The following is a 25,533-nucleotide window of genomic DNA, read 5'->3' on the forward strand; positions in this document are numbered from 1 at the left end:
GCCGCTGGACAGGCTCAGCGCGCCACGTCGGCGAGCTGAGCGCGCATGGCCTGGATCACGGTCTGGTAGCTGGGCTGACCGAAGATCGCGCTGCCCGCGACAAAGGTGTCGGCGCCGGCCGAAGCCACGCGGGCAATGTTGTCGGTCTTGATGCCACCGTCGACCTCGAGGCGGATGTCCTTGCCCGAGGCGTCGATGAGGCGGCGCACCGCCTCGATCTTGCGCAGGGTCGAATCAATGAAGCTCTGACCGCCAAACCCCGGGTTGACGCTCATCAGCAAAATCAGGTCGAGGTCTTCAATGACCCAGTCCAGCACGTCCAGCGGCTGAGCCGGGTTGAACACCAGCCCCGCCTTCACGCCCTTGCTCTTGATGGCCTGGATGCTGCGGTGAACGTGGGCCGAGGCGTCGGGGTGGAAGCTGATGTAGTCCGCCCCCGCCTCGGCAAACGCCGCCGCCAGCGCGTCAACCGGCTGGATCATCAGGTGCACATCGATGGGCACGGGCTGGCCGTCGGGGGTCTTGGCGTGCGGCTTGAGCGCCTGGCACACCATCGGGCCGAAGGTCAGGTTGGGCACGTAATGGTTGTCCATCACGTCGAAGTGGATCCAGTCGGCGCCAGCGGCGATCACATCACGCACCTCCTCGCCCAGCCGAGCAAAGTCGGCCGACAGGATGGAAGGAGCGATGCGGTAGGGGGTGGGAGCAGGGGTCTTCATGGCCGCCATTGTCGCAGCAGGCCTAGCGCGCCGGGTAGTGCCCCAAGCGGCGCTCGGGAATAGCCCCCTGAAGCCAGACAGATGCCCCCACCCGGCCCCCACGCCGCCGCGCTGAATGCCAGAATGCGGGAACTTCAGGGCCTGTGCAGCTCTCCACCTTTCTGACCACCATGTCCAGCAAATACCAGATCAACGTCGTCGTCGAACCCCAATACCTGCCTGACCAGTCCCACCCGGCACAATCGCTGCATGGTTTTGCCTACACCGTGACGATCACCAACACCGGTCAGGTCAGCGCCCAGTTGATCTCGCGCCACTGGTTGATCAACGACGCCCGCGGCCACTGCGAAGAGGTCAAGGGCCTGGGGGTGGTGGGTCAGCAACCGCTGCTGAAACCAGGCGAGTCGTTCCAGTACACCAGTGGCTGTCGCCTGCGCACGCCCAGCGGCACCATGCGCGGCAGCTATTTCTTTGTCACCGAGGATGGCGAGCGCTTTGACGCCCCCATCCCCCTGTTCGTGCTCGAGGCCCAGGCGGGCCCGCACACCCCGGCGCGGGTGCTGCACTGAGCACGCGCTCACTTCTCCATTTTTGAACGGCCCATGAAGCAACACCCACCCGACCTGCCCCAGATCCTCGACGCCCTGAACCCCCACGCCTCGCTGGTGCAACGCCACCTGTGGCTGATCAGCTTGCTGCAATGGGTGCGCGGTCATGGCGACGATGCGCAGGCCGCGGTGGCGCGGGTGCGGCTGATGTTGGACGCGGTGCAACTGCGCCCGGAATGGCGGCTGCAGTGGCAGCTGTGGTGGCGCAACTTCATTGGCGCGGTCGACGCCACCGCCTTGCTGGCCGACCACGGCTTTGCGCCGCACAACGCCTTCATGAGCGAGCTGGGCAACCGGCTGCGCAAGAAGCTGCTGCCGCGCACCCCGGAAACCACCGACCTGGCCGAGCTGTTCGAGCTGCTGCTGCCCAGCCCCTTCGACGCCGAGTGGCTGCGCGCCCTCGACAGCGACACCCTGCAACGGCTGGAAACCCTGCTTTTCACGCCGCCCGAGGCCGAAGAAGGCCACCGACCCGCGGCGCCGGACCTGCCCACGGTCAGTGGCGGCCAACGCCTGTTGCTCGACGCCCTGACCTACAGCGTGGGCCAGGTCAGCGCGACAGGCTTTGCCTCCGAGATCCGCCAACGCATGTCCGAACAGGCGCAGCAGGAGCGCCCTTTCCATGAGTTGCCAGCCCATTTCGAGCGCCTGCGCCAAGCGGTGCTGGCCGAAGGACCGCAAAGTGGCGCGGCGCTGGCGGCGGCCGAAGTGCTGCGCCAGCAGCTCGACGCCTGCCGACGCGCCGCCCAGACCGTCTACACCCACCTCGAGGAGCACGGCATCTCGGTGGGCATCGTGTTCCGCCTGCGCCAGTTGCGCGAGCGGGTGCGGCGCATCCGGGAACTGATGCACTGCCTGCAAAGCCAGCACCCGGCCGAAGACACCACGCGCCTGCTGGCCCGACTGGTGCTGGTCAGCCAGGAGGGCCGCAGCCTGCGCGCCCTGATCGCCACCAGCTCGCAACTGACGGCGGCCAAAGTCGCCGAGCGCAGTGCCGAGAGCGGCGAGCACTACATCACCCGCAACGCCACCGAGTACCGCGAGATGCTGCGCAAGGCCGCCGGGGGGGGGCTGGTGCTGTCGTTCACCACCTGGGCCAAGTTCAGCATTTACGCGCTGGGCCTGTCGGCGTTCTGGAGCGGGTTTGCCTCCGGCATCAACTACGCGCTGTCCTTCGTCATCGTCATGCTGCTGCACTGGACGGTGGCCACCAAGCAGCCCGCCGTGACGGCCCCCGCGATGGCGGCCAAGCTCAAGGACATGAATGGCCCCGACGCGGTGGACAACTTCGTCGACGAGGTCGCCCACCTGCTGCGATCGCAGATCGCCGCCATCCTGGGCAACCTGGGGCTGGTGATCCCGGCCGTGCTGCTGATCTGCGGCGCCCTGCACCTGGCTGGACTGAACCCGATGGTTGACGAGGCCCATGCCCGCCACACCCTGCACGACCTGAGCCTGCTCGGACCGACCGCCTTTTTTGCCGCCTTCACCGGGGTGCTGCTGTTCGCCTCGAGCATCATCGCGGGCTGGGTGGAAAACTGGTTTGTGCTGCACCGACTGGACTCGGCCCTGACCTACAACCCGCGCTTCACCCGCCTGCTGGGCCCCGTGCGGGCACGGCGCTGGGGACAGTGGTTGCGCGGCAACATCTCGGGGCTGGCAGCCAACATCTCGCTGGGCCTGATGCTGGGCCTGGTGCCGGCCTTCGCGGGCTTCTTCGGCCTGGGCCTGGAGGTGCGCCACGTCACCCTGTCAACCGGCCAGGTCAGCGCAGCGGCCGCCACCCTGGGGCTGGAGGCCTTGCTGAGCGCCGACTTCTGGTGGGCGGTGGCGGGGCTGTTGGCGATTGGCCCGCTGAACCTGGCGGTCAGTTTTTACCTGGCCTTCCGCCTCGCACTGAAGGCGCAGAACGTCAGCGGGGTCGAGCGCCAGCGCATCCGCCGGGCCATCTGGGCGCGTTGGCGAGAGGCCCCCGGCAGCTTCTTTTGGCCACGTTGACGCCACTGGCTGGCGAGCGCCCCGCGGGCAGGCACAATAGGCCAAGAGACCCCATGCGGTCGCCCTTCCCGGGCGGCCGGTCCAGAAGCCATGTCCGCCCCTTTTGTGAATCACAAACCACTGCGGCCCGTGCTGCTGCCCGCCTCGCTGGTCGAGGCGCTGATCACCCACGACCTCAGCGCGCCCGTCGCGGTGGTCGACCTTGACCTGCGTCTGGTCTACACCAACGCCACCTTCGCCCGCTGGTTCCAGCGCACCCCGGCCGAAATGGTGGGCCTGAGCCTGCTGACGCTGTACGGGACCGAGCACATGGCCTCGCTGCGGGGCCACCTGGACCGGGTACTGCAGGGCGAGGTGGTGCACTACCAGCGTCAGGTGCCCGATGCGCAAGGCCAGTCCTACTGGCACAACATCAGCATGAGCCCCTGGCACGACGAAGAGGGCAATGTCATCGGGGTCGTCAACGTGGCCTTGCGGGTGCACGAACTCAAGATCACCGCCGACGCCTTGCGCGTGGCCAACCAGCGGCTGGCGTCGCACATGGAAAACAGCCCCCTGGGCGTGCTGGAAATGGACGCCGAACTGACCCTGCTGCATTGCTCGTCGCGGGCCAGCCAGTGGTTTGGCTGGTCGCTCGACGAGGTCCGGGGCCAGGAACTGCCCGCCTTGCTGAGCCTGAACCAGACACTGGGCCCCCTGGCCGCAGCCCTGAAGCGGCTGAAGAGCGGCCAGGAACTGCAAAACCGCGCCGAGCTCACCATCACCCAGCCGGACGGCGCCATCGTCCACACGGTCTGGTTCAACTCGGCCATGACCGAGCCCCAGGGGCAGGTCAGCTCGATCATGTCGCAGGTCGAAAACGTGACCGAGCGGGTGATGGCGGCGCGCCAGTTGTGGCCGGCGGCCTCGCCTTCGGCGCCCGACTCCATCGCCAGCCTGCTCGACCGCAGCGATTTCATGGCCAAGATCTGCACCAGCCTGCGCCTGACGCCGGCCGAAGCCCGCGTGGCGGTGCTGCTGTCCGAGGGCCACCCCCTGAAACGCATTGCCCAGATGACCGACCTGTCCATCCACACCGTGCGCAGTCAGGTCAAAAGCGCGCTCGCCAAGCAAAACCTGCACCGCCAGGTGGACCTGGTGCGGCGCGTGATGTTGGTGCGTTGAGGCCCATGAACAACGGGGCCGAAGCCCCGTTGAAGACGCTGGTCAAAGACCAGGCCATGGTGGGCCGCCAAAAGGGCCGGCCCATGAAGACCACCGGGTTCAAAAAGGACGCGTCTCCCACGCCTCCCATCCCTTTGCTCATCTCAAGAACATGGGAGACGCGCCTTGTTGACCCTGAATTTCTAGTTGTTTCCCTGACCGCGGCTTGACGGGGCCGCAGGCCCTTTCGTGTGACAGCGCAACGGGGCTCCTGCGCCCCAGACAACCCGATGAAAGGACGACTGGGATACAGGATTGGTGCAAATGTTAAAAAAAGTCCCCCTCGTTGACCATCCCGCAATTGGGGGATTACCCAGCCCGGGGGCAGGCGGCCGGGCTCGGGGCCCGCAGCGCCCATGGGGAAGCCCCTTATGCTTGGGCCCTCGAGAGGAATCCGCATGGGTGAGTTTGACCTGATCGCACGCTATTTCACACGCCCGCCCCGGCCGGGCGGCCCCACCCTGCTGGGGGTGGGCGACGACTGCGCCTTGGTGCAACCCTCGCCGGGGCACGCGCTGGCCATCTCCAGTGACATGCTGGTCGAAGGCCGCCATTTTCTGAGCACGGTCGCCCCCGACCGCCTGGGCCACAAGGCGCTGGCGGTGAACCTCAGTGACCTGGCCGCTTGTGGCGCGACGCCGTTGGCCTTCACCCTGGCGCTGGCGCTGCCGCGCGCCGACCCGCAGTGGCTGGAACCCTTTTCACGCGGCCTGCTGGCGCTGGCCGACGCACATGGCTGCGAACTGATTGGCGGTGACACCACCCAGGGCCCGCTGAACCTGTGCATCACGGTGTTTGGCGAAGTCCCGCTGCAGCAGGGCCGCAGCCTGGCCCTGCTGCGCAGCGGGGCCCGGGTGGGCGACGACCTGTACGTGAGCGGCCACCTGGGCGACGCGCGCCTGGCGCTGGAGGTGTTCCGCGGCCAGTTGAGCGTGCCCGCTGCGGTGTTTGACGCCGCGCGGGCCCGCATGGAAACCCCCACCCCCCGGGTGGCGCTGGGGCAGGCCCTGCGCGGGGTGGCCACGGCGGCCGCGGACATCAGCGATGGGCTGGTCGGCGACCTGGGCCACATCCTGCGCCGCTCGGGCGTTGGGGCCTGCATCGAGGCCGAGGCCGCCCTGAGCGTGATCGCCGCGCGCGACGCGCTCGACGCCGAGCAGGCGCTGGGCTTTGTGCTGGCGGGGGGCGACGACTATGAACTGGTGTTCACCGCCCCGCCCGACGCGCGCGCCGCCGTCCAGGCCGCCAGCGCCCACAGCCAGACGCCGGTGACGCGCATCGGCCGCATCGAGGCCGACGCCGGTTGGCGCCTGGTCGACGCGCAGGGCCGCGCCCTGCAACGCCAGGACCAGGCCTTCGATCACTTCAAGTGAGCGCGCTGGCCGCCGTGGCGCGCGAGCGCTCGGCCCGGGGCGCGTCGGCGGCCTCCCAGTGGGCCACCGGCTGCTCGTGCACCAGCACATGGCTCATGCGCTCCAGCGGCCCCCCCTGGGCCAGCTGGCGCTGCAAGACCTGAAACGCCTGTTCAATGAAATCGGCCCGTTGGGCCGGGGTGGTGACGCCCGGGGCCAGCAGGAGGTCAAGCTGGGCGGTGGGTCGCTCGGTGGCCTCACCACCGACGTACCAGCGGGCCGCCGGCAAATCATCGATCAGCACCACGACGCGCTCGGCGGGCTGCAGCAGCACGCGCGCGCACAACTCGGTCAGCGCACGCGCCAGGCTGCGGTAGCGCTCGGGGTTCTGCAAGGGGGCCACCTTGAGGTGCAGGTTGGGCATGGTGTCTCCGGGTCGTCGTCTCAACTGCCTGCACTGTAGGCAGCCGATCGGCATCGCGAAACAGCAGCCCGCGCAAAGCCGTTTTGCAGCCACTGCAAAGCCCTGCCAACCACCGCCCCGCCGCTGGCGCTGGCCCGCCAGCACGCCAAGGGCCGCTAACATCGGAGCCGTGAAAGACCTCGACTTCGATGACATGGCGCTGTTTGTGCGCGTGGCCACACGCGGCACGCTGTCGGCCGTGGCGCGCGAGCGCCAGGTGCCGGTGAGCCAGATCTCGCGCTCGCTGAGCCGGATCGAAAAACAATGCGGCGTGCGCCTGGTGCAGCGCTCCACCCAGGGCCTGTCGCTGACCGCCGAGGGCCAGACCTTCCTGGGTTACTGCCAGCGCATCACCGGCACACTCGAAGAGCTGGAGGCCGAGTTCGCGAGCCAGGCCCGCGAAGTCAGCGGCAGTGTGCAAGTGGCGGTCAGCCCGGCGCTGGGCCACTTCATCATCGTGCCCAGCCTGGCGGGCCTGTCGGCCCGCTACCCGCGACTGCAGGTCGAACTGCACTCGGACGACCGCCTGATCGACATGGCCCAGGAGGGCGTGGACATCACCCTGCGCACCGGCGCCCCACACAGCGAATCGATGGTGGCGCGGGAGATCGGCCACCATGGCCGCGCCTTGTACGCCACCCCCGGCTACCTGGCGCGCTTTGGCACGCCGCAGCACCCCGACGAACTGGCCGCGCACCGGCTGATCACCAACAGCGCGGCGCGGCACCTGAACCGCTGGCCCTTCATCCTCGACGGCCAAAGCACCGAATGGCCGGTGCAGGGCCACTACCGCGCCAATTCCACCGGCATCATGATGACCATGGTGCTGCACGACCTGGGCATCTGCCGCTGCAACACCCTGATCGCCGCCCCCCTGGTGGCCCAGGGCCGGCTGCAACCGGTGCTGGAGCGCTGGGTGGATGTGCAGCACTTCCCGATCTACGCGATGCTGATGCCGCAGCGCCACCGCCTGCCCAAAATCCAGGCTTGCATTGACTACTGGAGCGACTGGTTCCAGCAAATCCAAGCCCCACTGAGCCCCTCTGCCCCATGAACACCAGCCCCCCGACGGCGCCCAGCCTGGCCACCGCCACCCCCCCCCTGCCCCGCCCCAGCGTGCGACCGACCGCGCGCTTCATGTGGTCCCACCCGGCCCATGTGGTGGCGCTGGGACTGGGCTCGGGGCTCAGCCCGATCGCGCCGGGGACCGCCGGCACCCTGTGGGCCTGGGCCGCTTTTGGCCTGCTGCAACGCTGGTTCAGCCCGGCCGAGATCGGTGTGCTGCTGCTGGCCTCCACCCTGGTGGGCTGGTGGGCCTGCACGGTGACGGCGCGCCACCTGAACACGCTGGACCCCGGCAACATCGTCTGGGACGAGGTGGTCGCGTTCTGGGCCGTGCTGTGGCTGATCGCCCCGGCCAGCTTCAGCGGTCAACTGGTGGCTTTTGCGCTGTTCCGCTTCTTTGATGCCGTCAAGCCCGGCCCAGTGGGCTGGGCCGACAACCTGTGGCATGGCTTTGGCCCCAAAGGGGGCTTTGGCATCCTGTTCGACGACCTGGTCGCGGCCTTCTGTACCCTGCTGGTGATCGCCCTGTGGCGCTTTTTCGCATGAACCCTTGCATTGAACTGGCCGATCGGCTGCGCCAGCAACACTGGAAACTGGTCACCGCCGAAAGCTGCACCGGCGGCCTGATCGCGGCCACCTGCACCGACCTGGCGGGCTCCAGCGACTGGTTCGAGCGCGGCTTCGTGACCTACTCCAACGCCGCCAAGACCGAGTCCCTGGGGGTGCCCGCCGAGCTGATCGAGCGCCACGGCGCGGTCAGTGAGGCCGTGGCCCGCGCCATGGCCGACGGTGCCCTGCGCCACGCCCCCGTCCAGCTGAGTGTGGCGGTGACCGGGGTCGCAGGCCCGGGCGGTGGCAGCGCGGCCAAGCCGGTGGGCACGGTGTGGTTTGGCTTTGCCCGTCGCAGAGAGGGCGCCAACGCAGGCATCGAAGTGCACAGCGAAATGCAACGCTTTGACGGCGACCGCGCCGCCGTGCGTGCCGCCACCGTGGCCCATGCCCTGCAACGCCTGCTGGACCTGACCCGCAGCGCCTGAGCCCCGCTGGCGGGGCAGCGCCAACCGGGCCAGCGGCCCAGAACCCCGCGCCAGCCCTGTCAGCGACAGGCGCCGCCGCCCCGCCCGGTGTAGCATCCTGCGCCAATGGATTCGACCCGCTTTTCTTCTGGAGCCCGCATGCCCACCTCCCCCAGCGACACCCTGCAACGCTTCTACACCGCCTTCAGCCAGCTCGACCACGCCACCATGGCCGAGTGCTATGCGCCCGAGGCCGAGTTCGATGACGAAGCGTTCTCCCTGCGCGGCCGCGACCAGGTAGCGGGCATGTGGCGCATGCTGTGCAGCGCCACCCGCAAGAGCGGCGCGGCCCACTGGAAGCTCGAGTTCCGCGACCTGCACGCCGACGGCCTGCAAGGCCGTGCCCACTGGGAGGCGCACTACACCTTCAGCGCCACGGGCCGGCGCGTGCACAACATCATCGACGCCGAGTTCACCTTCAACGAGGCGGGCCTGATCCTGCGCCACCGCGACCGCTTCAGCTTCTGGCGCTGGTCGCGCCAGGCCCTGGGTCTGCCGGGCCTGCTGCTGGGCTGGTCCCCCTCGCTCAAGCGCCAGGTGCGCAGCACCGCGGCCAACAACCTGCGCAAGTTCCTGGCCCTGCCCCCGGCCTGAGCACCCGCCCCCTCTCCCCTGCCGTCGGAAGGACGTTCCATGAGCTGGTTTCAAGGTTTCGAGTCGCAGCGCGTGCGCACCCAAGGCGCGGAGATCCACCTGCGCCACGGCGGCAACCCGCAAGGGCCCACGCTGCTGCTGGTGCACGGTTTCCCGCAGACGCATGTCATCTGGCACCGCGTGGCGCAGCAACTGGCGCCGCATTTCTACCTGGTGATGCCGGACCTGCGTGGCTACGGCGACTCGTCCAAACCGGTGGGCGAGCCCGACCACGCCAACTACAGCAAGCGCGCGCTAGCGCAGGACCTGGTCGACGTCATGGACGCGCTGGGCCGACCCGAGTTTGATGTCTGCGGCCACGACCGCGGCGGTCGCGTGGCACACCGCCTGGCCCTGGACCACGCGTCGCGCGTGCGCCGGCTGTGCCTGATCGACATCGCCCCGACCCTGGACATGTACAACGCCACCGACATGGCGTTTGCGCGCGCCTACTACCACTGGTTCTTCCTGATCCAGCCCAGCCCGCTGCCCGAGCGCCTGATCGGCAGCACGCCGGCGGTGGCGCGCGACTGGCTGCACAGCGCCCTGGGCGGCTGGGGCAGCCAGGGCCTGGACTGGATCGAGCCGGAGGCCCTGGCCGAGTACGAACGCTGCTTTGGCCTGCCCGAATCGCTGCACGGGGCCTGCGAAGACTACCGTGCCAGCGCCGGCATCGACCTGGAGCACGACCGCGCCAGCCGCGCGCAAGGCCAGCGCCTGGCCTGCGACCTGCACCTGCTGTGGGGCGAACGCGGGGTGGTCAACCGCCTGTTCGACCCGCTGACGCTGTGGCAGGCGCAGTGCGCCGGTCGCGTCACGGGGCAGGCGGTGGCGGCCGGCCACTTCATCCCCGAAGAGCGGCACGCGCTGACGGCCCAGACCCTGCTGGACTTCTTCAAGCCCTGAACGCCCCACGGCGCCCCTGGGCGCCGTGGTGTGGAGGTCATGTTGAGGTCAAGCCGGCATCAGCCGCGCAGGCCGCACCGGGAAGGCGGGGCCGCTGCTGGCGCCGCCGCTCCAGGCCTCAGGCACCGTGGCACTTCTTGTACTTCTTGCCGCTGCCGCAAGGGCAGGGGTCGTTGCGACCGGGTTCGGCTTCCTTGCGGATGGTTTCCACACGCGGGCCAAAGCTCTTCCAGAGTTGGCGCAGGTCGTAAACGGCCCAGATCGCGTCGCCAAACGCGTCCAGGCGGGCCTGGCTGAGGCTGGGCGGGCCGTCCTCGGAGAACATCGACAGCTCAGGCTTGCCGGTGTCATCCTCGGTCAGCGCGACGATGCGGGTCAGCGCGTCATCCAGCCATTCGGCGGCCTCCTTGTCGCGCGGCGCGGCCCAGTCTTCAGGCCAGTTCTCCACCGCGAACATGAAGCCCAAGGCCCAGATCTGGCCAAACGACGGCACTTCCTGGTCGCCCATTTCAGCGAGCTCTTCCTCGCTCAGGGTGGCGATGGCCCCCCGCATGTCCATCACCTCGGGTTCGTAGCAACGCTCGTCGCCCAGGTTGTCGACCTTGGTGTCCAACGCCGTCTGCACCTCGGCCCAGCGGGCCTGCCACAGGCTGATGAAACGGGCTTGCTGGGCGGCATCGGCGAAGGCCGGCAGCGTGGGAATGCCGTGCTCATCGGTGACCTCAGCGGTGATGCCGTCGCCCAGCAGCATGGGCAGGTATTCGGCAGGCGGCAGCGGGCGGCGGTTGCAGATCACCGCGGCCATGAAACCTTCGCAGAACTCCCACTGGGGGATTTCTTCCTCGCGGCTGCGCAGGTCGTCCAGGATGGCATCGAGCTCATCGTAGGCTGCCGGCGGCAGGCGCTCCCCCGGCACGGGGTAAACCGCGGGTTCGTCGGATGGCAGGGCGTCGGCAGAGGTAGATTCAGACATGTTGGCAGGCGCTGGCGCGCTTCAAAATAAGGGAAACCTGCGGCAGGTCGGACGCCGGGGGCGCCCCGTATGATCGGGCGCCAAGGTGGCGACCGCGGCCTGCCGCCACGGTGCAGCAGTTTACCGGGCCTGACCACCGATGCCCACGCCCCCCGCCCCACCCGGCCCAGGAGAGCCCATGCTGAAACGTCTCAATGCGATTTACCCAGTCCGCTACACCGCACTCGGCCTGTGTGTGTTTGGCCTGATGCTGAGCCTGTTCACCTGGGTGGGCTTTGGCCAGGGGGGCGGCTTGGCCCTGGTGTTGCTGGCCTTGGTGCTGCTGGGGCTCTATGACCTGCGCCAGACCCAGCATTCGGTGCTGCGCAACTACCCGGTCATCGGCCACCTGCGCTTTGTGCTCGAGTACATCCGGCCTGAGATTCGCCAGTACTTCATCGAGAGCGACAGCGAAGCGGCACCGTTCTCGCGCTCGCAGCGCTCGCTGGTCTACCAGCGCGCCAAGAGCGAGCCCGACAACCGACCCTTTGGCACCTTGCTCGACGTGGGGCAACGCGGCTACGAGTGGATCAACCACTCGGTGGCCCCGTCCCGGCTGGCCTCCTGCGACTTCCGCGTCACGATTGGCCCGGACACCGCCCAGCCCTACAGCGCCAGCGTCTTCAACATCTCGGCCATGAGCTTTGGGGCGCTGTCGGCCAACGCCATCCTCGCGCTCAACCTCGGCGCGCGCCAGGGCGGCTTTGCCCACGACACCGGGGAGGGCTCGATCTCGCAGCACCACCGCGTGCACGGCGGCGACCTGATCTGGGAGATTGGCTCGGGCTACTTCGGTTGCCGCCACCCCGATGGCAGCTTCAGCCCCGAGCGCTTCAGCGACAACGCGCGCCACCCGCAGGTCAAGATGATCGAGCTCAAGATGAGCCAGGGCGCCAAGCCCGGCCACGGCGGCGTGCTGCCCGGCCCCAAGGTGACGCCTGAAATCGCCGCCGCGCGCGGGGTGCCCGTGGGCGAAGACTGCGTCTCGCCCGCCGCCCACTCGGCGTTTTCGACCCCGGTCGAGATGATGCATTTCCTGGCCCGGCTGCGCGAGCTCAGCGGGGGCAAGCCGACCGGCTTCAAGCTGTGCATCGGCCACCCCTGGGAATGGTTTGCGATGGTCAAAGCCATGCAGGAGACCGGCATCACGCCCGATTTCATCGTGGTCGATGGCGCCGAAGGCGGCACGGGCGCGGCCCCGGTCGAGTTCAGCGACCATGTGGGCACGCCGCTGCAAGAAGGGCTGCTGCTGGTGCACAACACGCTCAAGGGGGTCCATCTGCGCGACCGCATCCGCCTGGGCTGCGCGGGCAAGGTGGTGTCGGCCTTTGACGTGGCGCGCATGATGGCGCTGGGCGCCGACTGGTGCAACTCGGCCCGCGGCTTCATGATGGCCCTGGGCTGCCTGCAGGCCCAGACCTGCCACAGCGGCCAATGCCCCACCGGTGTGGCGACCCAGGACCCGCTGCGCCAGCAGGCCCTGGTGGTGCCCGACAAAGCCAGCCGGGTGAAGAACTTCCACCACAGCACCTTGCACGCCCTGCAGGAGCTGGTGCAGGCCGCCGGTCTGCAACACCCCAGCGACATCACCCCTCACCACATCGTGCGCCGCGTCTCGGACACCGAGGTGCGTCCGCTGAGCCAATTGGTGATGAGCCTCGAACCTGGCGCCCTGCTCGGCCCCTTGGACGGTCTGCACCAGGTGTTCCGCGCCTACTGGCCGCTGGCCAGCGCCCACAGCTTTGCGCTGCAAACACCTGGCAGCCCGGCGGCAGCCTCAGTCCCCGCCATGACGGCGGCAACGACCGGGGCGGCCTGATCGCCCTGCGGCTCAGACCGCGTAGGCGCCGCTGGCGGCCTCCGCACAGTCACTGAGCAGGCCCAGCAGCGCCACCACCGAGGGGTTGCGCCGCCAGACCTGCTGGCCGTGCAGGCGAACGAACAAGCCGCGCCAGGCGTCGAGCTGCTGCAACTCCACCCCGCGGTACTGCAAGCGCACCCAGTTGCCGCGTTCCAACTGACCGATGTACTCGGAGAACAAGGTCCGCGACACGCCACACAGGCGCGCGATCATCTGCTGCGACAGCGGCAGCAACAGGCTGTTGGCACGCATGAAGTGCGGCGCCGCACCGGCCCCGGTGGCGCACAGCCCTTCGGCACACAAGGCCAACCCGCCAATCACCCGCAAGGCCGAATTGCTGCACTTGTTGACGATCAAGTGGTTGGACTGCTGCCGGATCTCGCTGGCCAGCAGGCCCACCAGGTGCTGGGAAAAACCGACATCGTTGCGCAGCAAGGACAAGTAGGCGTGGGCGGGCAAGGTCAGCAACTCGACGTCGGTGACCGCGAGGTAGTCCACCTGCGCCCGGCCGTCGCCCAGCAGGTCGTGCTTGGCAAACGAGCTGCTGCGCCCGTGCAACGCCAGGGGGTAGCTGAGGCCCTGGTCCATCGTGACCTGCTCGGCCACGATGCCGTCAATGATGTGGTGCCAATGGGTGATGGGGGCGCCGGTGCGCCAGATCAGCTCACCGGCTTTGCGCGACACCACCCGGGTTTGCTTGCCGGTCTCGTAGGCCAGCGCGGTGCTGACCCCCATCGATGAAAAGACCTGCAAGGTGAAATCATGGACCCGTTGGGTGACCTCAAACATGCCGCCTCACTGGGGTCAAGAAAGGCGCGGCCCCCGAAACAGGACCTGAAGACAAAGAACCGAACCGCCTGCTGCGCCACAAGGATGTCGTTGGTTTCATGCGAAAGCCTTGGCTAAACCAATCTGGAAAGGGCGGCCTGCCGCCCCCCATGGTCGGCAGGACCGGTGACGCCGTCACCGGAGCGCTCTGCTCAAACGAGAACGCCGCATCAGCTTTGATCATGTTGGAGGGGCAGCGCAAACCGAGCTCAGAAAGCCCACTTCCGAACAAACAAGGCGTAAAGACTGTCTGAAATTACATCACCGTGGCGAGCGCCACGGGGCTCAAACGGCTGGGGCGTCGGGCGCCAGGTGGCGCAGGATGCGCACCCCAGCGGTCGCCAGGCGCCGCTGCATGCACAGCACCGCCTGGTCTTTGCTCAGCAGCACACCGGGGTGTGCGACCGCGAGGTCAATGAACTTCTGGTCGTCCGGGTCCTTGCAGGTCCAGGGCGCCTTGGGCGCCACCGCCACGCCCTGCGTCCACTGGTCAAAGGCCGCCAGCACGGACTCGGCCGTGCGCTCGTAAAACGCCAGTCGGCGCACGATCTGCGGGTAGCCCAACACGCGCTGCAGTTCGTCGCGCATCGGGGCGGTGGCCAGCCAGCGGTAGCGCTGGTCCTCCAGCCCTTGGCGCAGGGGCAGCGACGTGGGGTCGGCGAACACATAGGTGTCGAGCACCACGTTGGTGTCCACGATCACCGGTACGGCGAGCGTCGGGGCGGCGGCCTGCACTCGGGGCCTCAGACCGGGTCGGGGGTGGCGGGCGGCTGGCCCGCGCCAGCGGCCGGGGCCTTGTCGCGCACCCGGCCCTGCACCATGTCGAAACGGAACAGGCGGCATTCGATCGGACCGTTCCACATCGGTACGCGGCGCGACTCCTTGAGCCGCATCAGGCTGGGCAGCTTGAGGTCGGGGGTCAGCATCCAGGCCTGCCAGCCCGCGTAGTGCTTCTTCCAATGGCTGGCGAGTTGCGAGAAGAACTCACCGCCGTCTTCGGTTTGAGCGGTTTCGCGCCCTTGGCGCGGGCCGCGCTCCGGCAACGGGGTCCCACGGTCCTGGGCCCGGCGACCAGCCACCCCGGCGGCCTCGATGCGTTCGCCGTAAGGCGGGTTGAGCAGCATCACGCCGGCTGCGTCGCAGGGCGGCATGCGTTGCAACGCGTCCCCCCCGCGCAGCTGCACGGCATGGGCCACGCCAGCGCGCTCGGCGTTGCGCTGGGCAAAGTCGACCATCCGGAACGCCACATCGCTGCCAAAGATCGGCACGGTGGGCGCCCGCTCGGCCGCCTGGGCCTGCTGCAGCAGGATGTCCCAGACGTGGCCCTGGAAAGGCAGCAGCTTCTCAAACGCGAAGCGGCGCTGTGCCCCGGCGGCCATGCTGCAGGCCATCTGGGCGGCTTCGATGGCGATGGTGCCGCTGCCGCAGCAGGGGTCGTACAGCGGCAGGGGCTGGTCGCCCAGCGGGTCCCAGCCACTGGCCGCGATCATGGCGGCGGCCAGGGTTTCCTTCAGCGGGGCATCGCCCTTGTCCTCGCGCCAGCCGCGCTTGAACAGCGGCTCGCCTGAGGTGTCGATGTACAGCGTGGCGGTATCGGTGGTCAAGTGCACGTAAATGCGCACATCGGGCCACTGGGTGTTCACATCGGGGCGGACGCCAGTCTTGTGCCGAAAACGGTCGGCAATCGCATCCTTGACCTTCAAGGCGGCGAAGTTGAGGCTGGTCAGCGGGCTGTGTTGGGCCGTGATCTCGACTTTGAAGGTCTGTTTGGTGGTGAACCAGATCTCCCAGGCCACATCGCTGGCGGCCTCGTACAGGTCACGCTCGCTGCGGTAGGGGGTGTGCGACAGCTGCACCAGCACGCGCTGGGTCAGGCGGCTGTGCAGGTTGAGTTTCATGGCGTCCCGCCACGACGCCCGTGCCAGCACCCCGCCCCGGCCCGTGAGCAGGTCCTGCCCGGTCAGGCCGGTGATGCGGTGCACCTCGTCGGCCAAAAAGCCTTCCACGCCGGCGGCGCAGGGCATAAACAATTGCAATTGATTCACGGTAATCACTCCCGCACGGGCCACAGACCGGGGCGCAGGCCCCAGCCCGCGGAACGGGCAAGTTCAGAGGGCTTTTCTCAGGTTGGCGGGGGCGATGCGCAAGGCCTCGCGGTATTTGGCCACGGTGCGGCGCGCGCATTCGATGCCCTGCTCCTTGAGCATTTCGGAAATCTGGTTGTCAGACAAGGGTTTCTTGCTGCTCTCGGAGGCCACAAACTGCTTGATCAGGGCGCGCACCGCGGTGCTTGAGGCGTTGCCCCCGGTCTCGGTGCCCAGCGCCGAACCAAAGAAATACTTCAGCTCGAAGGTGCCGAACGGCGTGCCCATGTACTTGGCCGTGGTGACGCGGCTGATGGTCGACTCGTGCAGGCCCAGTTCGTCGGCGATCTCGCGCAGCACCAGGGGTCGCATGGCGAGCTCACCATGGACGAAGAAGTTCTTTTGTCGCTCCACGATGGCGTTGGATACGCGCAAGATGGTGTCAAAACGCTGCTGAATGTTCTTGATGAACCAGCGCGCCTCCTGCAGCCGCTGCTGCAAGGCCGCATGCCCCTCGCCCTTGTGGGCGCGCAAGGCACTGGCGTAAATGTCGTGCACCTTGAGGCGCGGCATGACCTCGGTGTTGAGCTGCACCCGAAACCGCACCTGCGGGCCGCGGCCCACCTTGGTGACGATGACGTCGGGCACGATGATGTTGCGCTCGACGTCGACAAACCGGCGCCCTGGTTTCGGTTCCAGGCGGGTCAGCAGGGTCAGCGCCAGGCGGATGCGCTCATCGCTTTCGCCGCACAGTTGCTGCAGGCGTTTGACGTCCCGGCGCGCCACGAGCTCCAGGGGCTGCGTGCACAGCTTGAGGGCGACTTCGAGGATTTCGGGACCAATGTCGTCGATTCCACCCTCATCGTGCTGCAACTGACGCAACTGCAGGCTCAGGCATTCGCGCAGGTCGCGCGCGCCCACCCCCACTGGCTCCAGGGTTTGCAGCAGGCGCAAGGCGACGGTGAAATGGTGCACCAGCTCCTCGACCTGTTCCTCGTCATCGCCCGCCAGGCCGCGCGCGAGTTCGTCGAGGGTTTCCTCGAGGTAGCCGTCGTCGTTGAGGGATTCGATCAGGAACCGCAGTGCCGCGGCGTCTTCGGCAGACAGGCGCAGGGCCAAGGCCTGGCGGTGCAGAAACTGCTGCAGCGACTCCTGGCTGCGCGCCAGCTCGGTGGCATCGACGTCGCCGTCGTCCCCCAGGTTGTTGCGGCTGGGCGGGGCATCGCTGCCCCACTCGCTGTCGTCAGGGGCCAGATCAACCTGGCCATCGCCGTCCCAGCTGGGCTCGTCGTCGCCGCTGCTGGCAGGGGCGTCGGCCTCGGCACTGGCCGGGCTGTCACTGAGCGCAGCGCTGTCCTTGACCACGGAGGCCGAGGGCTCGTCAAAGCCCGCGTCGTCGTCGCGTGCGGGCACATCGGCCTGGGCCAGACCAAATTCTTCGCGGGCCGCTTCGTCGCTGCTGAGTTCGAGGAACGGGTTCTCGTCGAGCATCTGCTCGACTTCCTGGCTCAGCTCCAGCGTGGACAGCTGGAGCAGCCGGATGGACTGCTGCAATTGCGGCGTGAGCGCCAGATGCTGCGAAACGCGTAAGGAAAGGCCCTGTTTCATGCTCACATTCGGAAATGCTCACCGAGGTAGACGCGCCGAACGTCGGCGTTCTCCACGATCTCGGACGGGGTGCCCTTGGCCAGCACATGGCCATCGCTGATGATGAATGCGTGGTCGCAAATGCCCAGCGTCTCGCGCACGTTGTGGTCAGTGATCAGCACACCGATGCCGCGCGACTTCAGGAAGCCCACGATGCGCTGGATCTCGATCACCGCGATCGGGTCAATGCCCGCAAAGGGCTCGTCCAGCAAGATGAAGCGCGGCTGGGTCGCCAGCGCCCGCGCAATCTCGACCCGGCGACGTTCGCCCCCTGACAGCGCCAAAGCCGGCGAGTCGCGCAGGTGGTCGACCCGCAAATCCTGCAGCAAGGCCTCCAGGCGCTCGGCAATCGCCGATTTGCTCAGGGGGGCGCCGTCTTCGTCGTGTTGCAGTTCCAGCACGGCCTGCACGTTCTCGGCCACCGTGAGCTTGCGAAAAATGGAGGCTTCCTGAGGCAGGTAGCTGAGCCCCAGGCGGGAGCGGCGGTGGATGGGCATGTGCCCCACCTGCTGCCCGTCCATGAGGATCTCGCCGGCGTCCGAGCGCACCAGCCCCACGATCATGTAGAACGAGGTGGTCTTGCCGGCCCCGTTGGGCCCCAGCAAACCCACCACCTCACCCTTGTCCACCGACAGGGACACGTCTTTCACGACCTTGCGGCTGCCATAGGCTTTGCGCAGGTGGCGCGCCTCCAGGCGGCTGGGCACGTCGGCCGCGTTCACAACTGGGGTGCTCAAGGCTTGGCCCCCTCCATGCCGGTGGAGGGGCGCAGCGCCGGGGCGGGACCGCCGGCCTCCGGCGCCGTGCCCTCGGCCGCGGCACCGCGCGGCGACAGCATCGCCCGCACCCGGTTGCCTGGTGCGGCGGGGCTGGGCACCACATGGCGGGCCTGCTTGGTACCGTCGACCGTGAAGACGTCGGTCACGTTGTCGTAGACGATCACGTCACCGGTCACCTGGTCGTTCAGGGTGTTGCCTCGGTAGCGGCGCAGCTCGCCGCGTTTGATGAACTTCACGTTGTCGGCGCGACCGTCGTATTCAATGACCTCGCCTTCGCCTTCGATGTATTCCTCACCACCGTCGCGCTTTTGCCGATAAAAGGCCCGCTGGCCGGGCTCGGCGATCACCACACCGTATTGGTAGCCCTCGGCGTCCTGACGCACATCCAGCCGCGCGCCGCGGATCACGATGGTGCCCTTGGTCATGATGACCCGGCCCGTGAACACGCTGACCTGCTTCAGATCGTCGTGACGCAGGTTGTCCGACTCGATGTTCATGGGCTTGCCGCGGTCGGCCCGCTCAGCCCACACCCCGGGCGAGGTCAAGCAGGCCAGGATCAGCAGCAGTGAAGGGAGGATGGCTGGTTTCATAAGGCACGTTTCTTGCAAACGATTGTACCGGGCCGGGCCCCAGGAACGCCCCTGAGCCCAAGAAAAAGCCCGCACGAGGCGGGCTTGACAGACGTCGGGCCAGGGACCAGGCCTCAGCGGCTCTTGCGGGCCTCGGCGATCAGCGCGTCGGTGATCTGCAGCGCGCGGGTCATGCTGCCCGCCATGGTGCCGTCGGTGATGTAGCGGCCGGCCACGCCCATCGCGGGGACGCCGTCGAGCTTGTAGGCGTCCACGATCTGCTTGGCGCGGGTGGCCTTGCCAGTGATCGAGAAAGACTTGAAGTACTCGACGAACTTGGCCTTGTCCACGCCTTGCTTGACCACCCAGTCGATGATGGCTTCGTCGCCAATCACCCTCAGGCGCTCGGTGTGCAGCGCGTTGAACACCTTCATCTGCAGTTCATCGACCTTGCCCATCGCTTCGAGGGCGTAGTAGAGGCGCTGCTTGGGCTCGAAGTCGGCCAGGAACGGCACCGGCACGCGGCGGAACGACACATCCTTGGGCAGCTTCTTGAGCCAGGCCTCGAGCTCGGGCTCGAAGTGGGCGCAGTGCGGGCAGTTGTACGAGAAGAACTCAATCACCTCAACCCGGTCGGCCGGGGCGTCCACCGGGGCCCGGCTGCTCAGGGCCACGTAGTCCTTGCCAGCCTTGAAAGCCGACTGGGCCTGGGCCGGCAGCGCGGTCAGCAGGCCACCGGCGGCAGCGGAACCGGCCGCCAGGGCCAGCGAAAAATCACGACGTTTCATCAGAAAGCCTCTCAATAAGGGGGTCTGCACAGTCAGAAGGGGCAGACGCGAAAAAGTTCAGTGCGCCGTGGCACGGCGTCAGCGCTGCACCCGCACCAAGGTGGTGTCGAGGCCCGCCCCTTCCAGTTTTTCTTTGATGCGGTCGGCATCATCGCGCTTGCCAAAGGGCCCCACGCGCACCCGGAACACGGTGCGGCCGGCCTGTTCGCGCTCAGTCACCCGGGCCTCCCAGCCCATCATGGCGAGCTTGGCCTTCTGGCCTTCGGCGTCTTCGTTGGTGCGGTAAGCGCCCACTTGCACGTAGTAGTCGAAGGGGTCGACGCCCGAAGTGCCGGCGGCAGACGTGGCCGAACCCGACGAACCCGACTTGGCGCGCGCCAGATCGCCCAGGGGGTCGGCCGACACCGGCTTGGTGTCCGACCCCTTGGTGACGGGCTTCACATCGGGCTTGTCGCTGGCCTTGTCGGCGGTTTTGTCCGCAGCCTTGTCAGCGGCCTTGTCCGAAGACTTGTCGGTCTTGGCGGTCTTGTCGCTGGACTTGTCGGCCGACGCATCGCCCGCCGACGGGTCGCTGCCCACGCTGCCCGCCGCGCCGGGGCGAACCGGGTTCTTGCCGTACAGCGGCGAGTTGGGGTCCCAGTCCTTGTTTTTGCGGGCTTCGGCGGCGTCCTGATCGGCCGATCGGGTCTGGCCCTTGTTGAGAAACGGCACCGGCACCTTGGTGACGTACACCGCCACAGCCAAGGCCGCCCCCAAACCCAACACCACCCCGATCACCAGACCGAGGAAGGTCCCGCCGAATTGTCTTTTCATGATGCGTCAGTTCACATTTTCTGCGGTGCCGAAACCCCCAGCACCGCCAAGCCATTGTGCAGCACCCGGGCGGTCGCCGCGACCAGGGCCAGCCGCGCCAGCTTGACGGACTCGTCGTCCACCAGGATGCGTTCGGCATCGTAGTAGCTGTGGTAGCTGGAGGCGAGCTCGCGCAGGTAGAAAGTCACATCATGGGGCGCAAAATCTGTGGCCGCCGCGGTCAGCATCTGCGGGTACTTGGCCAGCTGCAGCATCAGCGCCTGGGCCTGCGGGCCCACCAGGGGCGACAGGTCCACCGAGGCCAGCGACGCCACATCGCCGCCCCAGGCGTTCAGCACCGAGCAAATGCGGGCGTGCGCGTACTGCACGTAGTACACCGGGTTGTCGTTGTTCTGGGCCAGCGCCAGGTCGATGTCGAAGATGTACTCGGTGTCGGGCTTGCGCGACAGCAGGAAGAAGCGCACCGCGTCCTTGCTGGTCCACTCGATCAGGTCGCGCAGCGTGACATAGCTGCCGGCACGCTTGGAGATCTTGACCTCCTCGCCGCCACGCATGACGCGCACCATGGTGTGCAGCACGTAGTCGGGGTAGCCCTGCGGGATGCCGACACCGGCGGCCTGCAAGCCAGCGCGCACGCGGGCGATGGTGCCGTGGTGGTCGGTGCCCTGGATGTTGACGACCTTGCCAAAGCCGCGCTCGAACTTGGTGATGTGGTAAGCCACATCCGGCACAAAGTAGGTGTAGGTGCCGTCGGTCTTGCGCATCACGCGGTCTTTGTCGTCCCCGTAGTCGGTGGACCTGAGCCACAGCGCGCCGTCTTGTTCGTAGGTCTTGCCGGCCTCGATCAGCTTGTTCACGGCGGCCTCGACACGGCCGCTGGTGTAGAGACTGGACTCGAGGTAGTAGTTGTCGAACTTGACCTGGAAGGCCTGCAAATCAAGGTCTTGCTCGTGGCGCAGGTAGGCCACGGCGAACTGGCGGATGCCGTCGAGGTCATCCGCGTCTCCGCTGCCGGTGAACTCGCGGTCATCGGCCTTGACCGTCTTGCCGGCCAGGAAGTCGGTGGCGATGTCGCCGATGTAGTCGCCGTTGTAGGCCGACTCGGGCCAGCCGGCATCGCCGGGCTTGAGGCCCTTGGCACGGCACTGGGTGCTGTTGGCCAGGGTCTGGATCTGCACGCCCGCGTCGTTGTAATAGAACTCGCGCCACACATCCCAGCCCTGGGTCTGGAACAGGTTGCAGATGGCGTCGCCCAAAGCGGCCTGACGGCCGTGGCCCACGTGCAGCGGGCCGGTGGGGTTGGCGGACACGAACTCGACCAGCACGCGTTCGTTGCGGGGCGCTTGCCAGCCGAACTTCTCGCCAGCCTGCAGCACCTCGCGCACCACCTCTTGTTTGGCGGCGGGCTTGAGGCGCACATTGATGAAGCCAGGGCCAGCGATCTCGATCGCCTCCACCCACTGGGCCCAGGCCGGCGTGGCCATCAGGTTGGCTTGCAGGGTGTCGGCCACCTGGCGCGGGTTGAGCTTGAGGGGCTTGGCCAGTTGCATGGCCGCGGTGCAGGCGAAATCGCCATGGGCCGCCACCTTGGGCGACTCGAACACCGCCTTGGCACCGGCACCGGGGGAGAGTTTTTCGAGCTCGGCGGCCAGCGCCGCGAGCAGATCGTGTTTGACAGAGAGCATGGCGTGATTTTACGGGCCGCTTCCCGAACGGTGGCAGACCCCGGCCACATGGCCAACCCAAGCCCGTCATTCCGTCGTCGAATGCAACACAGCAGCGGCTCATCCGTCGTCAACTCGGGCGCGGGCCGCTGCGCCCCCGATGGCGCGCGCCCACGGCGCCTGCCCGGCGGCGAAGTCCCGGTCTCCACGTCGCCCGATGCGCCCATGTCCCCATGCCCCGCTGTCTCGCCACTCATCACTCAGGAGGTTCCCTATGCACCACGCTGCCCATGCCTTTGTCGCTGCACGCCCCTCAGGGCGGTCACGCCCCGCCACGGCCTCCCGCCCCACCCAGGCCCTGGCCTGGCTCGGGGCCTTGGGCCTGATGCTGGTCCTGCACAGCAGCCCCTTGCTGGCCAAAGATGCGCCGACGGCCGCCGCCCCAGCCCCCAAGACCTCAGCCACCGCCGCCGCCCCAGCCCCTGCCGGGGCCCCCACGGCGGCCCCGGCCAGCCGGCCCAGCCCGTCCGTGGCGCCCACCGCCTCGGCCCCCGCCACGCCCACCCCACCCGCGGCGGACAAGAAGCAGACCACGCGGATGAGCGAATGCAGCGCCCAGTTCAAGACCACCGGCAAGCCCGGCTCGGAGCGCAAAGCCTTCATGCAGGTGTGCCTGCGCAAGCCCAAGGCCTGAGCGCCCAGGGGGACAGACCGGGCCGGGCTGGGCTTTGCCACGGCCATCGGCCGGCTGTCCGATAATCCAGGGATGGCTGACCGCACCGACTCCCAACCCTCCATTTCCTGCGTCATGCCGGCGTACAACGAAGCCGGCAACCTGGGGCGCTTCGTGCCCCAGGTGCTGAACGCCCTGAAGGCCTTGTCGCCCCAGGTGGAGGTGGTGATCATCAACGACGGCAGCCGCGACCAGACCGCCGACGCCGCCATTGAACTCACGCGCCAGCACCCGGAAGTGGTGCTGCTCGACCTGTCGCGCAACTTTGGCAAGGAAGCCGCCCTCACCGCCGGCATGGAAGCCGCACGCGGTGACGTGGTGGTGCTGATGGACTCCGACGGCCAGCACCCCGTCGAGCTGATCAGCGACATGCTGGCCCGCTGGCGCCAGGGCATGGACGTGGTGTACGCGGTGCGCAAGACCCGCGACGACCAGACCCGCCTGCACGCCAAGCTGGCCGGGGTGTTTTACTGGCTGGTGAACCACAACAACCGGGTCAAGATCCCGCCCAACGCCGGCGACTTCCGCCTGATGGACCGGGCCGTGGTGTCCGCCATCAAGAGCCTGCCCGAGCGCAACCGTTTCATGAAGGGCCTGTACGCCTGGGTCGGCTTCAACAGCACGGCCCTCGAGTACGAGCCCCTGCCCCGCACCGATGGCCAGAGCAGCTTTGGCCTGCGCGGCGCGGCCTCGCTGGCCCTGACGGGCCTGGTGGCGTTCTCGTCGGTGCCGCTGCGGGCCCTGGCCCTGCTGGGGGGGCTGATCTCGCTGGCCTCGCTGAGCTATGGGCTGTGGGTGGTCGTGTCGTACTTCATCTACGGCATCGACGTGCCGGGCTACGCCACGCTGGCGGCTGGCATCATGCTGCTCAGCGGCATCCAGATCCTGTCCATCGGCGTGCTGGCCGAGTACATCGGTCGCATCTACGAAGAGGTCAAGCGCCGCCCGACCTACCTGCTCAAAGGCCGCCACGGCCAAGGACTGCCGCCCAGCGACCCTTTGGCCTGAGCCCAGCCCTGCCGCGGACAGCGCCCACCGCCCACCGCGCGCCGACATCCCCCCGGGCCTGCCGGCCCGCTGGCAGACCAGGCCCCATGCCGGGCCCGTGCAGGCCCGGCCACCGCCAGGCCCCCAAGCGCTTCAGCGCGTCAGCGCTTGCAGTGCGCGGGCGCGGGCGACACGGGTTGGGTCGGCGCGCTGCGGTACAGGGTCCAGGCCAGACCGCGCGACACCGACTCGAAATCACGGATGGCCACATTGTTGGGGGCGATCACCCACTGGCCGGGCTGCTGGGCGGCCCGCTCCAGCACCTCGGGGTCTTGCAGGCGCTCGCCCGCGCGCGCATCGAACGCGGCCCCCTCAAACAGCTCGCGACGCCAGTTGTCACGGGCCGACTGGCGCTCCCGGGCCCAGTCCTGCACCACCACCATGGGCTGCGGCAGGCGCACCAGAAACGGCAGGTCGTAAGGGAAATCGCCCACGGCCAGCACGGTGTCGCCAGGCCCGATCTGGCAGGCCAGCACGGCCGCCACGTCGGCCGTGCCGTGGCGCTCGGTGTAGCGCGTGGCGGCCAGATTGACGGCCAGGGCCACCCCGACCGCCAGCACCAGCAGGCCCTTGAACAGGCGCTCGGCATGGCGCCAGCCCCCCAGGCCCTGCTCAAACCCCAGCGCGGCCAAAAAGGCCAAGGCGGGCATGACCGGCAGCGCATAACCGATCAGCTTGGAATGCGGCACCGAGAAGAAACCGATGATGGCCACGAGCCAGATCCAGGCCAGGGCCACCCACACCCGCTGCCCCGGCGACAGCGCCAGCCCGGCAGCCCCGGGGCGGCGGCGCAGCCTGGCCACCAGCGGCTGCAGGGCAAAGAAGGTCCAGGGGAACAGCAGCAGGAACAGGCCCGCCAGGTAGAACCACCAGGGTCGGCCATTGTTGAAGGTGTTGGCGGTGTAGCGGTTGAACTGCTGGTCCCCGAACAGGTAGGCCAGCAAACCCGGCGCCCGGCGCTCGGCCAGCACAAACCAGGGCACGGCGATCAGGCCAAACAGCAGCAGCCCGCGCAGCCAGGGCAGGTACAGCACCTTGCGCATCTGGCGGGTCCACAGCAGCCACACCAACAGCACCAGGCCCGGCAGCACGAGGCCGATCAGGCCCTTGCTGAGCACCCCCAGGCCACAGGCGACAAAGCCCAGCCGGGCCAAGCCGGGGCGGGGCACCCAGGGCCCCCGTCCGGCCCGTCCCCCATCGTCGGCGCCCACGAAGGCCGCCGCAAAAGCCCAGATCGCGATGCCGATCCAGCAGGCCACCAGCATGTCGTGGTTGATGTACTGCCCACCGATCAGGAAAGCCAGGCTGCTGCCCAGCATCAGCGCGGCGCGCCGGGCCAGGCCTTCGGCGCGCGCGCCGGTGTCCCAGGGCATGGCCCGCACCGACAGGTACAGCGCCAGCAGCATCGCGCCCGCGTGCAGGGCCGGGCCCAGGCGGGCCACCCAGACATGGGCACCCAGCAGTGCCATGAGGCTGGCGTTGACCCAGTGCAGCAGCGGCGGCTTGTGGAAGAAAGGGATGCCATTGAGGCGCGGCACCAGCCAGTCGCCGCTTTGCAGCATCCAGCGACCGATCTCGCCATAACGGCCCTCATCAGGGACCGCCATCGGGCGCAGGGCCGACAGCAGCAACAACAAGGCCCACAGCAGGGCCAGGGTGGCCCAGGATTTTTGTCTTTCAGTCAC

25 protein-coding genes are annotated in these 25,533 nt (G+C 68.1%); 12 read left to right on the forward strand and 13 right to left on the reverse strand.

Annotation, left to right across the window (positions count from 1 at the left end; translation table 11 throughout):
• Nucleotides 1-14 precede the first annotated feature (14 nt).
• Nucleotides 15-719 (reverse strand): ribulose-phosphate 3-epimerase, encoded by a 705-nt coding sequence (rpe, locus tag PSQ40_RS18645; protein WP_273953394.1) that lies wholly within the window; start codon nucleotides 717-719, stop codon nucleotides 15-17.
• Between the two features lie 170 nt (nucleotides 720-889).
• Between rpe and apaG the strand changes: the two genes are divergently transcribed.
• The 4 genes from apaG (at nucleotide 890) to thiL (ending at nucleotide 5,901) form a co-directional block, all read left to right on the forward strand.
• Nucleotides 890-1,288 (forward strand): Co2+/Mg2+ efflux protein ApaG, encoded by a 399-nt coding sequence (apaG, locus tag PSQ40_RS18650; protein WP_273953395.1) that lies wholly within the window; start codon nucleotides 890-892, stop codon nucleotides 1,286-1,288.
• Between the two features lie 33 nt (nucleotides 1,289-1,321).
• On the forward strand, nucleotides 1,322-3,325 hold the full coding sequence (locus PSQ40_RS18655; RefSeq protein WP_273953396.1) for a site-specific recombinase: 2,004 nt from the start codon (nucleotides 1,322-1,324) through the stop codon (nucleotides 3,323-3,325).
• Between the two features lie 90 nt (nucleotides 3,326-3,415).
• Entirely contained in the window at nucleotides 3,416-4,489 is a 1,074-nt protein-coding gene (locus tag PSQ40_RS18660) for a PAS domain-containing protein (RefSeq protein ID WP_273953397.1), read from the forward strand.
• 437 nt (nucleotides 4,490-4,926) lie between these two features.
• Nucleotides 4,927-5,901: a thiamine-phosphate kinase gene (thiL, locus tag PSQ40_RS18665; protein ID WP_273953398.1), complete on the forward strand. Its 975-nt coding sequence runs from the start codon at nucleotides 4,927-4,929 to the stop codon at nucleotides 5,899-5,901.
• Here the strand turns inward: thiL and PSQ40_RS18670 are convergent.
• Nucleotides 5,894-6,304: a tautomerase family protein gene (locus PSQ40_RS18670; protein ID WP_273953399.1), complete on the reverse strand. Its 411-nt coding sequence runs from the start codon at nucleotides 6,302-6,304 to the stop codon at nucleotides 5,894-5,896. The two genes, thiL and PSQ40_RS18670, sit on opposite strands and share 8 nt — an antisense overlap.
• Before the next feature lie 169 nt (nucleotides 6,305-6,473).
• Between PSQ40_RS18670 and PSQ40_RS18675 the strand changes: the two genes are divergently transcribed.
• From PSQ40_RS18675 to PSQ40_RS18695, 5 genes are all read left to right on the forward strand, one after another.
• On the forward strand, nucleotides 6,474-7,397 hold the full coding sequence (locus tag PSQ40_RS18675; RefSeq protein ID WP_273953400.1) for a LysR family transcriptional regulator: 924 nt from the start codon (nucleotides 6,474-6,476) through the stop codon (nucleotides 7,395-7,397).
• On the forward strand, nucleotides 7,394-7,954 hold the full coding sequence (locus PSQ40_RS18680; RefSeq protein ID WP_273953401.1) for a phosphatidylglycerophosphatase A family protein: 561 nt from the start codon (nucleotides 7,394-7,396) through the stop codon (nucleotides 7,952-7,954). Before PSQ40_RS18675 ends, PSQ40_RS18680 begins: the two co-directional genes overlap by 4 nt.
• Nucleotides 7,951-8,445 (forward strand): CinA family protein, encoded by a 495-nt coding sequence (locus PSQ40_RS18685; RefSeq protein WP_273953402.1) that lies wholly within the window; start codon nucleotides 7,951-7,953, stop codon nucleotides 8,443-8,445. The genes PSQ40_RS18680 and PSQ40_RS18685 overlap by 4 nt, the downstream gene beginning before the upstream one ends.
• A 138-nt stretch (nucleotides 8,446-8,583) precedes the next feature.
• Complete coding sequence (locus PSQ40_RS18690; RefSeq protein WP_273953403.1) at nucleotides 8,584-9,078, forward strand: nuclear transport factor 2 family protein; 495 nt, start codon at nucleotides 8,584-8,586, stop codon at nucleotides 9,076-9,078.
• A gap of 39 nt (nucleotides 9,079-9,117) precedes the next feature.
• Complete coding sequence (locus PSQ40_RS18695) at nucleotides 9,118-10,023, forward strand: alpha/beta fold hydrolase (RefSeq protein WP_273953404.1); 906 nt, start codon at nucleotides 9,118-9,120, stop codon at nucleotides 10,021-10,023.
• 118 nt (nucleotides 10,024-10,141) lie between these two features.
• Here PSQ40_RS18695 and PSQ40_RS18700 read toward each other — a convergent pair whose 3' ends face one another.
• Nucleotides 10,142-10,996 (reverse strand): YecA/YgfB family protein, encoded by an 855-nt coding sequence (locus tag PSQ40_RS18700; RefSeq protein ID WP_273953405.1) that lies wholly within the window; start codon nucleotides 10,994-10,996, stop codon nucleotides 10,142-10,144.
• Between the two features lie 178 nt (nucleotides 10,997-11,174).
• Between PSQ40_RS18700 and PSQ40_RS18705 the strand changes: the two genes are divergently transcribed.
• Nucleotides 11,175-12,854 carry an FMN-binding glutamate synthase family protein gene (locus PSQ40_RS18705; protein WP_273953406.1) on the forward strand — a complete coding sequence of 560 codons (1,680 nt, stop codon included), beginning with the start codon at nucleotides 11,175-11,177 and terminating at the stop codon, nucleotides 12,852-12,854.
• A 12-nt stretch (nucleotides 12,855-12,866) separates the two neighbouring features.
• Here PSQ40_RS18705 and PSQ40_RS18710 read toward each other — a convergent pair whose 3' ends face one another.
• From PSQ40_RS18710 to argS, 9 genes are all read right to left on the reverse strand, one after another.
• Nucleotides 12,867-13,685, reverse strand: coding sequence for a Crp/Fnr family transcriptional regulator (locus tag PSQ40_RS18710; RefSeq protein WP_273953407.1), 819 nt, complete (start codon nucleotides 13,683-13,685; stop codon nucleotides 12,867-12,869).
• A 324-nt stretch (nucleotides 13,686-14,009) separates the two neighbouring features.
• Nucleotides 14,010-14,459, reverse strand: coding sequence for a putative toxin-antitoxin system toxin component, PIN family (locus PSQ40_RS18715; RefSeq protein ID WP_273953408.1), 450 nt, complete (start codon nucleotides 14,457-14,459; stop codon nucleotides 14,010-14,012).
• A gap of 8 nt (nucleotides 14,460-14,467) precedes the next feature.
• Nucleotides 14,468-15,769 carry a THUMP domain-containing class I SAM-dependent RNA methyltransferase gene (locus PSQ40_RS18720; protein ID WP_273953409.1) on the reverse strand — a complete coding sequence of 434 codons (1,302 nt, stop codon included), beginning with the start codon at nucleotides 15,767-15,769 and terminating at the stop codon, nucleotides 14,468-14,470.
• Nucleotides 15,770-15,832: 63 nt separating this feature from the next.
• The gene (locus PSQ40_RS18725) at nucleotides 15,833-17,416 is read right to left on the reverse strand and encodes an RNA polymerase factor sigma-54 (protein ID WP_273953410.1); all 1,584 of its coding nucleotides are present in this window, start codon (nucleotides 17,414-17,416) and stop codon (nucleotides 15,833-15,835) included.
• Between the two features lie 2 nt (nucleotides 17,417-17,418).
• Entirely contained in the window at nucleotides 17,419-18,192 is a 774-nt protein-coding gene (lptB, locus tag PSQ40_RS18730; protein ID WP_273953411.1) for an LPS export ABC transporter ATP-binding protein, read from the reverse strand.
• On the reverse strand, nucleotides 18,189-18,824 hold the full coding sequence (lptA, locus tag PSQ40_RS18735; RefSeq protein ID WP_273953412.1) for a lipopolysaccharide transport periplasmic protein LptA: 636 nt from the start codon (nucleotides 18,822-18,824) through the stop codon (nucleotides 18,189-18,191). Before lptA ends, lptB begins: the two co-directional genes overlap by 4 nt.
• Before the next feature lie 113 nt (nucleotides 18,825-18,937).
• Entirely contained in the window at nucleotides 18,938-19,591 is a 654-nt protein-coding gene (locus tag PSQ40_RS18740; protein ID WP_273953413.1) for a thiol:disulfide interchange protein DsbA/DsbL, read from the reverse strand.
• Between the two features lie 78 nt (nucleotides 19,592-19,669).
• Nucleotides 19,670-20,407, reverse strand: coding sequence for an SPOR domain-containing protein (locus PSQ40_RS18745; RefSeq protein ID WP_273953518.1), 738 nt, complete (start codon nucleotides 20,405-20,407; stop codon nucleotides 19,670-19,672).
• An 8-nt stretch (nucleotides 20,408-20,415) separates the two neighbouring features.
• Entirely contained in the window at nucleotides 20,416-22,089 is a 1,674-nt protein-coding gene (argS, locus tag PSQ40_RS18750; RefSeq protein WP_273953414.1) for an arginine--tRNA ligase, read from the reverse strand.
• A gap of 253 nt (nucleotides 22,090-22,342) precedes the next feature.
• Between argS and PSQ40_RS18755 the strand changes: the two genes are divergently transcribed.
• On the forward strand, nucleotides 22,343-22,762 hold the full coding sequence (locus PSQ40_RS18755) for a PsiF family protein (protein WP_273953415.1): 420 nt from the start codon (nucleotides 22,343-22,345) through the stop codon (nucleotides 22,760-22,762).
• Between the two features lie 72 nt (nucleotides 22,763-22,834).
• On the forward strand, nucleotides 22,835-23,809 hold the full coding sequence (locus PSQ40_RS18760) for a glycosyltransferase family 2 protein (protein WP_273953416.1): 975 nt from the start codon (nucleotides 22,835-22,837) through the stop codon (nucleotides 23,807-23,809).
• A 140-nt stretch (nucleotides 23,810-23,949) separates the two neighbouring features.
• Here the strand turns inward: PSQ40_RS18760 and PSQ40_RS18765 are convergent, their stop codons facing one another.
• Nucleotides 23,950-25,533, reverse strand: a complete 1,584-nt coding sequence (locus PSQ40_RS18765; protein WP_273953417.1) for an ArnT family glycosyltransferase — start codon at nucleotides 25,531-25,533, stop codon at nucleotides 23,950-23,952.

The sequence above is a fragment of the Curvibacter cyanobacteriorum genome, assembly GCF_028649475.1.
Taxonomy (GTDB): domain Bacteria; phylum Pseudomonadota; class Gammaproteobacteria; order Burkholderiales; family Burkholderiaceae_C; genus Curvibacter; species Curvibacter cyanobacteriorum.

Coding starts and splice junctions, on each gene's coding strand:
- apaG (WP_273953395.1), top strand. CDS start 890: ATGTCCAGCAAATACCAGATCAACGTCGTCGTCGAACCCCAATACCTG.
- PSQ40_RS18705 (WP_273953406.1), top strand. CDS start 11,175: ATGCTGAAACGTCTCAATGCGATTTACCCAGTCCGCTACACCGCACTC.
- PSQ40_RS18690 (WP_273953403.1), top strand. CDS start 8,584: ATGCCCACCTCCCCCAGCGACACCCTGCAACGCTTCTACACCGCCTTC.
- PSQ40_RS18755 (WP_273953415.1), top strand. CDS start 22,343: ATGCACCACGCTGCCCATGCCTTTGTCGCTGCACGCCCCTCAGGGCGG.
- lptA (WP_273953412.1), bottom strand. CDS start 18,824: ATGAAACCAGCCATCCTCCCTTCACTGCTGCTGATCCTGGCCTGCTTG.
- PSQ40_RS18710 (WP_273953407.1), bottom strand. CDS start 13,685: ATGTTTGAGGTCACCCAACGGGTCCATGATTTCACCTTGCAGGTCTTT.
- PSQ40_RS18695 (WP_273953404.1), top strand. CDS start 9,118: ATGAGCTGGTTTCAAGGTTTCGAGTCGCAGCGCGTGCGCACCCAAGGC.
- PSQ40_RS18680 (WP_273953401.1), top strand. CDS start 7,394: ATGAACACCAGCCCCCCGACGGCGCCCAGCCTGGCCACCGCCACCCCC.
- argS (WP_273953414.1), bottom strand. CDS start 22,089: ATGCTCTCTGTCAAACACGATCTGCTCGCGGCGCTGGCCGCCGAGCTC.
- PSQ40_RS18660 (WP_273953397.1), top strand. CDS start 3,416: ATGTCCGCCCCTTTTGTGAATCACAAACCACTGCGGCCCGTGCTGCTG.
- PSQ40_RS18760 (WP_273953416.1), top strand. CDS start 22,835: ATGGCTGACCGCACCGACTCCCAACCCTCCATTTCCTGCGTCATGCCG.
- rpe (WP_273953394.1), bottom strand. CDS start 719: ATGAAGACCCCTGCTCCCACCCCCTACCGCATCGCTCCTTCCATCCTG.
- PSQ40_RS18740 (WP_273953413.1), bottom strand. CDS start 19,591: ATGAAACGTCGTGATTTTTCGCTGGCCCTGGCGGCCGGTTCCGCTGCC.
- PSQ40_RS18670 (WP_273953399.1), bottom strand. CDS start 6,304: ATGCCCAACCTGCACCTCAAGGTGGCCCCCTTGCAGAACCCCGAGCGC.
- PSQ40_RS18725 (WP_273953410.1), bottom strand. CDS start 17,416: ATGAAACAGGGCCTTTCCTTACGCGTTTCGCAGCATCTGGCGCTCACG.
- PSQ40_RS18685 (WP_273953402.1), top strand. CDS start 7,951: ATGAACCCTTGCATTGAACTGGCCGATCGGCTGCGCCAGCAACACTGG.
- thiL (WP_273953398.1), top strand. CDS start 4,927: ATGGGTGAGTTTGACCTGATCGCACGCTATTTCACACGCCCGCCCCGG.
- PSQ40_RS18655 (WP_273953396.1), top strand. CDS start 1,322: ATGAAGCAACACCCACCCGACCTGCCCCAGATCCTCGACGCCCTGAAC.
- PSQ40_RS18700 (WP_273953405.1), bottom strand. CDS start 10,996: ATGTCTGAATCTACCTCTGCCGACGCCCTGCCATCCGACGAACCCGCG.